This is a genomic window from Polynucleobacter sp. MG-28-Ekke-A2 (genome assembly GCF_035012985.1).
Classification (GTDB): domain Bacteria; phylum Pseudomonadota; class Gammaproteobacteria; order Burkholderiales; family Burkholderiaceae; genus Polynucleobacter.
In genome coordinates, this window is sequence record NZ_JAYGQU010000067.1 from 1 (window position 1) to 542 (window position 542).

Consider the following 542-nt stretch of genomic DNA (forward strand, 5'->3'; position numbering starts at 1 on the left):
GTGGAGCATGGTAAGAATCTGATTGCATACTGGAGCTCCAACTGCAAAACCTGTGCCTTAAAGCCTCAGTGCACTACCGGAACAAACAGAAGAGTCAAGCGCTGGGAACATGAAGTAATGCTAGATCAAATGCAGGGCAACCTAGAAGCCATGCCTGATGCGATGAAGATTAGGCGTTGCACGATTGAGCATACTTTTGGAACACTCAAGAGTTGGATGGGGGCAACGCACTTCTTAACCAAAACCAAAGAGAACGTCAGTACAGAAATGAGTCTACATATCCTGGCTTACAACCTTAAACGAGTGATGAACATCATGGGTAGCAGCAATCTAATGAAGGCGATGGCGACGTAAGGCGAGAGCCTTACTCAATCTGTAATAAGCAGACCTGATTAACGCCTCTATGAGGTGTTAATAAAAAACCAATATTTACCGAAACAGGATGCTTGAGCCCCTCAGGGCGCTTTATTGAGAAACCTAAACCCGTGTACACGCTCTAAATCGAAATTAATGGAAGTGTTTTGAGTTTTTACACAGCCTCG

The 542-nt window shown here is 44.6% G+C and carries 1 protein-coding gene; it reads left to right on the forward strand.

Going from position 1 to position 542, the window contains the following annotated elements; genetic code table 11:
* Positions 1-354: transposase (locus VC188_RS11945; RefSeq protein WP_323484113.1), on the forward strand; the 354-nt coding region annotated here is incomplete at its 5' end.
* Positions 355-542 lie beyond the last annotated feature (188 nt).